This is a genomic window from Microbacterium sp. (genome assembly GCF_047606685.1).
GTDB lineage: Bacteria > Actinomycetota > Actinomycetes > Actinomycetales > Microbacteriaceae > Microbacterium.
In genome coordinates, this window is the sequence record NZ_JASGEC010000031.1 from 1 (window position 1) to 7,724 (window position 7,724).

Genomic DNA, 7,724 nt, shown 5'->3' on the forward strand with positions numbered 1-7,724 from the left:
CGCCGCCCGGCACGGGGCGGGCGCCGGCAAGACCGGGGGGCGCGGCGGGCCGGCGCGGCGCGGCGGAAGACGCGTCCATAAGCACCACCCTCGTCCTTGCCTTCTGGTCGACGGCTGCCCCGAGGGCCGCCAGCAGCACTCTAGGGAACGCCTCCGACGCTCCATCCGATCTCACTCACACTAGATACGGGAGACCTGAGCGAACAGTGTGAGGCCGCCGGGCCGGCGAAACCCGCCCCGCGCGCCGGCGCCCCGCGCGCTGCCGCGGGTTTGGATGCGCACGGCGGGTTTCGGCGTGTGCGGTGGGTCTCGATGCGCACAGCCGCGGGCCTCGGCGCGCGGCGGACGGGCGGGCGGGCGGAACGCCGAAGCACCGTATTCGTCACGAGACCCACCTCATTTAGCCGTGTCTCGCGAAGAGAGGTGTGTCTCGCGACCACAAGCGTGTCTCGAGGGCGCGGGGCGCCACGGCGGAGAGCCGCGCGCGAGCAACGAGACCCTCCTTGGTGCGGCCGTCGCCAATCTGCTGAGCGACCAGGCTCTCGGCTTCTGACCGGTGGCCGCGCCACGAAGTCGCAGACCTCGAACGCACGGAAGGGCCCCCGTCAGCGCTCCTGCAAGCCCACCGCACGCGGCGAAACCCACCCCGCGCGCCGACGCCCTGCGCGCGGGGACGGGTTTCGGCGCGCGCAACGGGTTTCGGGCGCGCGCAGCGGGTTTCGGCGCGGGCGGTGGCTGGTCGCGCGGCGCGAGGAGACCGCCCGGATCAGTCCAGGAACAGCGCCCGCAGCCGCGTGGTGGTGAAGACGAGGCCGACGACGATCATCATGACGTAGTAGAGCACGTGCCACAGCATCGCGGGGGTGAGGATGCCGGTCGTCAGCCCGCGCACGAGCTCGACGCCGTGCCACAGCGGGAAGGCCATGATGATGTGCCGCACCGCCTCCGGGTAGATCGTGATCGGGTAGAGGGTCGACGAGAACAGGAACATCGGCAGCAGCACGAAGTTGATCCAGTCCATGTGCTGGAACGTCTTCATGTAGCTGGTGACCGCCATCCCGAGGCTCGCGAACCCGAACGCGACCAGCAGCACCGCCGGCAGCGCGAGCACCGCAGTCCACGCGAGGTTGAGCCCCAACGCCTGCATGATGATCATGAACCCGGTCGCGTACAGCAGGCCCCGCAGCAGCGCGAAGAGGATCTCGCCGAGCGCGACATCGAGCGGGCCGAGGGATGTCGCGAGCATCCCCTCGTACAACTTGCCGTAGTTCAGCTTGAAGAAGACGTTCCACGTCGAGTCGTAGATCGCGCCGTTCATCGCCGAGACCGCCAGCAACGCCGGGGCGATGAACGCCGCGTACGACACCTCCGCCCCGCTCGAGGTCTGCACGTCGCCGATCAGCGCGCCGAGGCCAATGCCCATCGAGGCGAGGTAGAAGACGGGCTCGAAGAATCCGGACAGCACGACGATCCAGCTCGACGAGCGGGCCGCGAGGAACCCGCGCTGCACGACCGCGTGCGGATTGCCCGCCCACAGCGCGCGCACGCCGCCACGGCGCGGCGCGGCATCCACCGACGCCGTCATCTCGCCAGCCTCCGTGTGAACAGCCGCCGCGCGAGCACGAGCCCGCCGACGGCGAGGACGAGGAGGTAGAGCAGGTGCGCCGCCAGCATCCCGATCCCGACGTCTTTGCCGTACAGCGCCCACCGCCCGACCTCGGACGCGTGCCACAGCGGCGAGACCCAGCCGATCCACTGCAGCCAGACCGGCAGCACTGCGAGCGGGTAGAACGTGCCGGAGAACAAGAACATCGGCATGAAGACGAACCGCTGCACGAGAGCGAACTGGCCCTTGTCGTCTTCGAGCGACGCGGCGTATGCCATCAGCGGAACACCGAAAGCGAGCCCGGCCAGGACGCCCACGGGCATGCAGAGCCAGGCGGTCGCGGCGCGCGCGGCGTCGGGCTGCAGCCAGCCGAAGAACAGCACGATGAACGCGAAGTAGAGCACCACCGTGACGCCCATCCGCGCGGCCGCACCGGCGACCACCCCGCCGGCGATTTGCGGCGACGAGAGCGGCGACGCGTTGAACCCGAAGAAGTAGCGCCGCCACTTGAACCCGGCCATCACGGGGTAGGTGAACTCCTCGGACGCCACGGCGATCGCCGCCGTCATGAGCAGCGCGGGCGCGACGAACACGAGGTAGGGCACGGGCCGGCCGCCGTCGTCGACCGGCGCGTCGATGAGCGCGGAGAGTCCCACCGCGAGGCCGAGCAGGTAGAGCACCGGCTGGCCGAGCGCGCCGACGATGATCGTCCACCCGTACGCGCGCATGGCGCGCACCATGTGCTCGGTCACGTACCACGTGCCGTGCCGGCGCGGCTTCCGGCCCCACGCCATCGCCTCGGCGCGCAGCTCGTCGAGGCCGGCCGCCGTGTCCGCTGTCATTCGACCAGCGACCTCCCCGTCAACCGCAGGAAGACGTCCTCGAGGCTCGAGCGCCGCCCGAGAGCTGGTCGACCTTGCTCCCCGCCTTGTCTTCGAGCGCCGCGAAGGCGAGCAGCTCGTCCGCCTTCTGCTGGCACACCGTGCCGGGCAGGCCGAAGTAGCGGCCGTAGATGTACAGGTTCTCGCGCGCGTTGAGCTCGCCGTCGAGGTTGTCTTGCTGCGGCACGACGCCGAGACGCGACCGGATCTCGGGACCGTACCGGTCGGGGTCGAGGCCGAGGATGCTCAGCTCGCCGCTCGTGCGCGTCGAGACGGCGCCGATCATCTTCATCGTGGTGGGCTTGCCGGCGCCGTTGGGCCCGAGGAGCCCGAACGACTGCCCCGGCGCCACCTCGAAGTCCAGCCCGTCCACCGCCAGGAAATCAGGCTTGCCCTTGACCTTGTAGGCCTTCACGAGGTTCTTCGCTTCGATCACGGGCGCGGACACCGCACCACCCCAACGTGCCGTGACCGAGCGGCATCCCTCGCCTTCAATTGCCGCGAACCGCGGCCGCACGTTGCAATTCGCGGCAACTGAACGCCTCGCGCCCGGGCGAGCGCCCCTTCCCCGTCTCAGTTGCCGCGTTCCGCGCCTCATGCCCGCGCTTTGCGGCAAGTGGATGCGGCGAAGCCGCATGTTGACACCCGCACCGCCATCGGCGCCGGCGAGGGCGGCGAGCCGCTTGTGGAGCTGCGCCGGCTCCGCGCCGCGCGGGCCGAGCTCGCGCGGGCCGAGGCCGAGAACGTGCGCCGCGCCCGTGCGCAGGGCCTGTCGTGAGTCGCGATCGCGGACGCCCTCGGCGTCACCAGACAGGCCGCGCACAAGAAATACGGGCGCCCATAGGACGCCCCCGCCCGACCGTCCGGCGCGGGCGAGAGCACGACCGCAGCCCGCTCGGGCTGGACGCGCCGGTCGGCGAGAGCGGCGTCATGCTCTCCGGCGGCGAGCGCCAGCGGCTCGCCATCGCACGCACGCTCCTGGCGGCGCCGCCGATCCTGCTGCTGGACGAGTCGACGTCGTCGCCGCCGGACGCACGCTCGTCGTCATCGCGCACCCGCTGTCGACCGTCGTCGACAGCGACCGGATCGTCGTGCTCGACCACGCGCGCGTCGTCGGCCAGGGCACGCACGCCGAGCTACTCGAGTCGACGCCGCTCTACCGCGAGCTCGCCCGGCACCAGTTGCTGGTGTAGGCCCCTGGTCGTTGAGCGCGCGGAGCGAGACGAAACGCCGCGAGCGCTCCTGCACGGTCGCCGCGTTTCGTCTCGGCCCTGCGGGCCTCGCTCAACGACCGGGGGTGCTGCGGGCTACGCCTGCGCCAGCCGGTAGCGCAGCGCGGCGAGCTCGGACTGCAGCGCAGCGGGGATGCGCCCGTCGAAGCCGTCGAAGAACTCCTGCGTGAGATCGGCCTCGGCCTGCCATGACGCCGAGTCGACCGCGAACAGCTCCTCGAGGTCGTCGCGCGACACCGAGAGCCCCGCGACATCCAGGTCGTCGACCCGCGGCAGCCGCCCGATAGGGCTGCTCTCGGCGCCGACCGCGCCCTCGACGCGGCGCACGATCCACTCCAGCACGCGCGAGTTCTCGCCGAACCCGGGCCACAGGAAGCGCCCGTCCGCACCGCGGCGGAACCAGTTCACCTGAAACACGCGCGGCGCGCGGTCGAAGCGCAGCTTCTGCCCGACGCGCAGCCAGTGGCCGAAGTAGTCGGCCATGTTGTAGCCGCAGAACGGCAGCATCGCGAACGGGTCGCGCCGCAGCTCGCCCACGGCGCCCTCGGCCGCCGCGGTGCGCTCCGACGAGATGGTCGAGCCGAGGAACACGCCGTGCGTCCAATCCGTGGCCTCGACCACGAGCGGCACGTTGGTGGCGCGGCGGCCGCCGAACAGGATGGCATCCAGCGGCACCGCCTCCTCCCAGTCAGGCGCCATCTGGGGGCACTGCGCGGCCGACACCGTGAAGCGGGAGTTGGGGTGCGCGGCCGGGCGGCCGGAGGCGGGCGTCCACGGCTTGCCCTCCCAGTCGACGAGCTCCGGCGGGGCCTCGTCGGTGAGGCCCTCCCACCACACGTCGCCGTCGGGCCGCAGTGCGACGTTCGTGAAGATCGTGTTGCCCCACAGGGTCTCCACGGCGGTGACGTTCGTCGACTCGCCGGTGCCCGGCGCGACGCCGAAGAACCCGGCCTCGGGGTTGATCGCCCACAGGCGGCCGTCCTCGCCCGGGCGCAGCCACGCGATGTCGTCGCCGATCGTCTCGACCCGCCAGCCCGGAATCGTCGGCCGCAGCATGGCGAGGTTGGTCTTGCCGCACGCCGACGGGAACGCGGCCGCGACGTGGTAGGCCTTGCCCTCGGGCGAGACCACCCGCACGAGCAGCATGTGCTCGGCGAGCCATCCCTCGTTCCGCCCGATCACCGACGCGATCCGCAGCGCGAAGCACTTCTTCGCGAGGATCGCATTGCCGCCGTAGCCGGAGCCGAACGACCACACCTCGAGCGTCTCGGGGAAGTGCGCGATGCACTTCTCGTCGTTGCACGGCCACGTGGCATCCTGCTCGCCCGGCTGCAGCGGGGCGCCCACCGAGTGCACCGTCCGCACCCACGGCTCGCCGGCCGCGATCTGGGCCAGCACGTCGTCGCCGACGCGCGTCATGATGCCGATCGAGGCCACGGCGTAAGCGCTGTCGGTCACCTGCACGCCGATGTGCGACAGCGGGCCGCCGACCGCGCCCATCGAGAACGGCACGACGTACATCGTGCGCCCGCGCATCGACCCCTCGAACAGCCCGCGCAGCGTCGCGCGCAGCTCGGCCGGGTCGGCCCAGTTGTTGGTGGGGCCCGCGTCGTCCTCGCGCTCGGACGCGATGAACGTGCGCGCCTCGGTGCGGGCGACGTCGCCCGGGTGCGAGCGCGCCAGGTACGAGCCGGGGCGCCACTCGGGGTTGAGCTTGATCAGCTTGCCCTCGTCGACCAGCTCGCGCAGCAGCGCGTCGTTCTCGGCGCGCGAGCCGCCCACCCAGTGCACGCGGTCAGGCCGCGTGAGCGCGGCGATCTCGTCGACCCACGCGACGAGGCCGGCCATTCCCGGCCCCTCCACCGCGGGTCGCGCGCCAAATCGCGCTCGCGTCGAGCCGGCGCGGGCCGCGGTGGAGTCGGTCGTGTGAGTGAAGAGCTCTGCGAGTGCCATGGCTCCACTTTCCTTGAGGAACGCGGCCAGTTTCGCTCAATACACGTGTAAAAAAGATGGCTTCTTTCGTTATGATCAAAGAATGGCCACGACGCTCGAGCTCACGACGCTGGGCCGTCGCATCCGCCACCACCGCCAGAGCGCGGGGCTGACCCTCGACGGCCTCGGCGCGCAAGTCGGCGTCGCCGGCAGCCAGCTGAGCCTGATCGAGAACGGCAAGCGCGAGCCGAAGCTGTCGCTGCTGCAGGCGATCGCGCAGGCGACGGGGACGGATGTCTCCGACCTCCTCTCCGGCGCACCGCCCTCCCGGCGCGCGGCGCTGGAGATCGAGCTGGAGAAGGCGCAGGCGGGCGCGGTGTTCCGGCGCCTGGGCATCGCGCCGGTGAAGGTGACCAAGGGGATGCCGGACGAGACGATCGAGTCGGTGCTGGGGCTGCACCGCGAGCTGCAGCGCCGCGAGCGCGAGGCGATCGCGACGCCCGAGGAGGCGCGCCGGGCCAACACCGAGCTGCGCCTGCGCATGCGGGCGCGCGACAACTACCTCCCCGAGATCGAGGAGCTGGCGCAGCAGCAGGTGCGCGCCGCGGGCCACGTCTCGGGCGCCCTCACCCACCGCACCGTGAGCATCATGGCGGAGCGGCTCGGCTTCGAGCTGATCTACGTGAGCGACCTTCCGCACTCGACGCGCTCGGTCACCGACCTCGAGCACGGGCGCATCTACTTGCCGCCCGCCTCCATTCCGGGTGGGCACGGCCTGCGCTCGATGGCGCTGCAGGCCATGGCGCACCGCCTGCTCGGCCATCGGGCCCCGAGCGACTACGCCGACTTCCTCATGCAGCGGCTGGAGATCAACTACTTCGCCGCGTGCTGCCTCATGCCCGAGGCCGCTGCCGTCGCGTTCCTGAAGCAGGCCAAGAAGGAGCGCAATCTCGCCGTCGAGGACTTCCGCGACGCGTTCGGCGTGACGCACGAGGCCGCGGGCACGCGGATGACGAACCTCGCCACGCGGCACCTCGGCATCCCGCTGCATTTCCTGCGGGTGGACGGGAGCGGCGCGATCGCGCGCGTGTACGAGAACGACGGGCTGCCGTTGCCGATGGATGTTACCGGCGCCGTGGAGGGCCAGATGGCGTGCCGGCGATTCCTCGCCCGCTCCGCCTTCGAGGAGCAGAACCGCACCACCGAGCACTACCAGTACACCGACACGCCGGCGGGCACGTTCTGGTGCTCGACGCAGACCGGGTCGACCGCGGAGGGCGAGTACTCGATCACCGTCGGCGTGCCGTTCGACGACGCGCGCTGGTTCCGCGGGCGCGAGACGCCCAAGCGCGCGGCCTCGACCTGCCCCGACGACGCGTGCTGCCGGCGGCCCGACGCCGCGCTGACGGCGCGGTGGGAGGGCAAGGCGTGGCCGAGCGCTCGCGTGCACATGCAGATGTTCTCGCCCCTGCCGCGTGGAGCGTTCCCCGGCGTGGACGATGGCGAGGTGTACGCGTTCCTCGACCGGCACGCGAAAGACAAGGAGACACTGTGAACGACCCGTGGGACCCCGTGGCACTGCTCGCGGAGATCGCCCCGATCGGCGTGGACACCGAGCGCGGCGGATGGTCGCGCCACGCCTTCGACGAGCACGACGACGCGCTGCGCGCGTGGTTCGTCGAGCGCGCCAGCGCTCTCGGGCTCGAGGTGGAGGCCGATCGCAACGGCAATGTGTGGGCGCACTGGGGCCGCGGCCCGGGGACGATCGCGGTCGGCAGCCACCTCGACTCGGTGCCCGGCGGCGGCGCGCTGGACGGCCCGCTCGGCGTCGTGAGCGCGCTGACCGCGGTCGCTCGGCTCAAGGCCGAGGGCGCGAAGCCCGCCGCGCCCATCGCTGTCGCCGTGTTCGCCGAAGAGGAGGGATCGCGTTTCGGCGTCGCGTGCTTGGGGTCCAAGCTCATGGCCGGGCAGATCGAGCCCGCGCGCGCGGCGGCGCTGAGCGGCGCCGACGGGGTCTGCCTCGCGGACGCGGCGCGGGCGCACGGCATCGACCCGGCGCGCTTCGGGCGCGAC

6 protein-coding genes and 2 pseudogenes are annotated in these 7,724 nt (G+C 71.7%); 4 read left to right on the forward strand and 4 right to left on the reverse strand.

The genetic code is table 11. From position 1 onward, the window contains the following. Nucleotides 1-766 precede the first annotated feature (766 nt). The 3 genes and pseudogenes from QM611_RS03545 to QM611_RS03555 all read right to left on the reverse strand — a co-directional run. Entirely contained in the window at nt 767-1,585 is an 819-nt protein-coding gene (locus QM611_RS03545) for an ABC transporter permease (RefSeq protein WP_415078525.1), read from the reverse strand. Next, nucleotides 1,582-2,448, reverse strand: coding sequence for an ABC transporter permease (locus QM611_RS03550; protein ID WP_415078526.1), 867 nt, complete (start codon nt 2,446-2,448; stop codon nt 1,582-1,584). The genes QM611_RS03545 and QM611_RS03550 overlap by 4 nt, the downstream gene beginning before the upstream one ends. Before the next feature lie 22 nt (nt 2,449-2,470). Next, nucleotides 2,471-2,935: pseudogene (locus QM611_RS03555) on the reverse strand (ATP-binding cassette domain-containing protein); the annotation flags it as partial. Nucleotides 2,936-3,103: 168 nt separating this feature from the next. On the opposite strand from QM611_RS03555, the gene QM611_RS03560 reads away from it, so the two are divergent. Beyond that, a complete protein-coding gene (locus tag QM611_RS03560; RefSeq protein WP_415078527.1) occupies nt 3,104-3,265 on the forward strand; it encodes a hypothetical protein in 162 nt (53 codons plus the stop codon). A gap of 104 nt (nt 3,266-3,369) precedes the next feature. Then, nucleotides 3,370-3,680: pseudogene (locus QM611_RS03565) on the forward strand (ATP-binding cassette domain-containing protein); the annotation flags it as partial. A 114-nt stretch (nt 3,681-3,794) separates the two neighbouring features. Here QM611_RS03565 and QM611_RS03570 read toward each other — a convergent pair. Then, nucleotides 3,795-5,672 (reverse strand): phosphoenolpyruvate carboxykinase (GTP), encoded by a 1,878-nt coding sequence (locus QM611_RS03570; protein WP_415078528.1) that lies wholly within the window; start codon nt 5,670-5,672, stop codon nt 3,795-3,797. Nucleotides 5,673-5,754: 82 nt separating this feature from the next. Here QM611_RS03570 and QM611_RS03575 point away from each other — a divergent pair, with 82 nt between their 5' ends. Further along, a complete protein-coding gene (locus QM611_RS03575) occupies nt 5,755-7,206 on the forward strand; it encodes a helix-turn-helix domain-containing protein (RefSeq protein ID WP_415078529.1) in 1,452 nt (483 codons plus the stop codon). Then, the coding region (locus QM611_RS03580; protein ID WP_415078530.1) for a M20/M25/M40 family metallo-hydrolase at nt 7,203-7,724 on the forward strand (522 nt) is incomplete at its 3' end. The genes QM611_RS03575 and QM611_RS03580, both read left to right, overlap by 4 nt.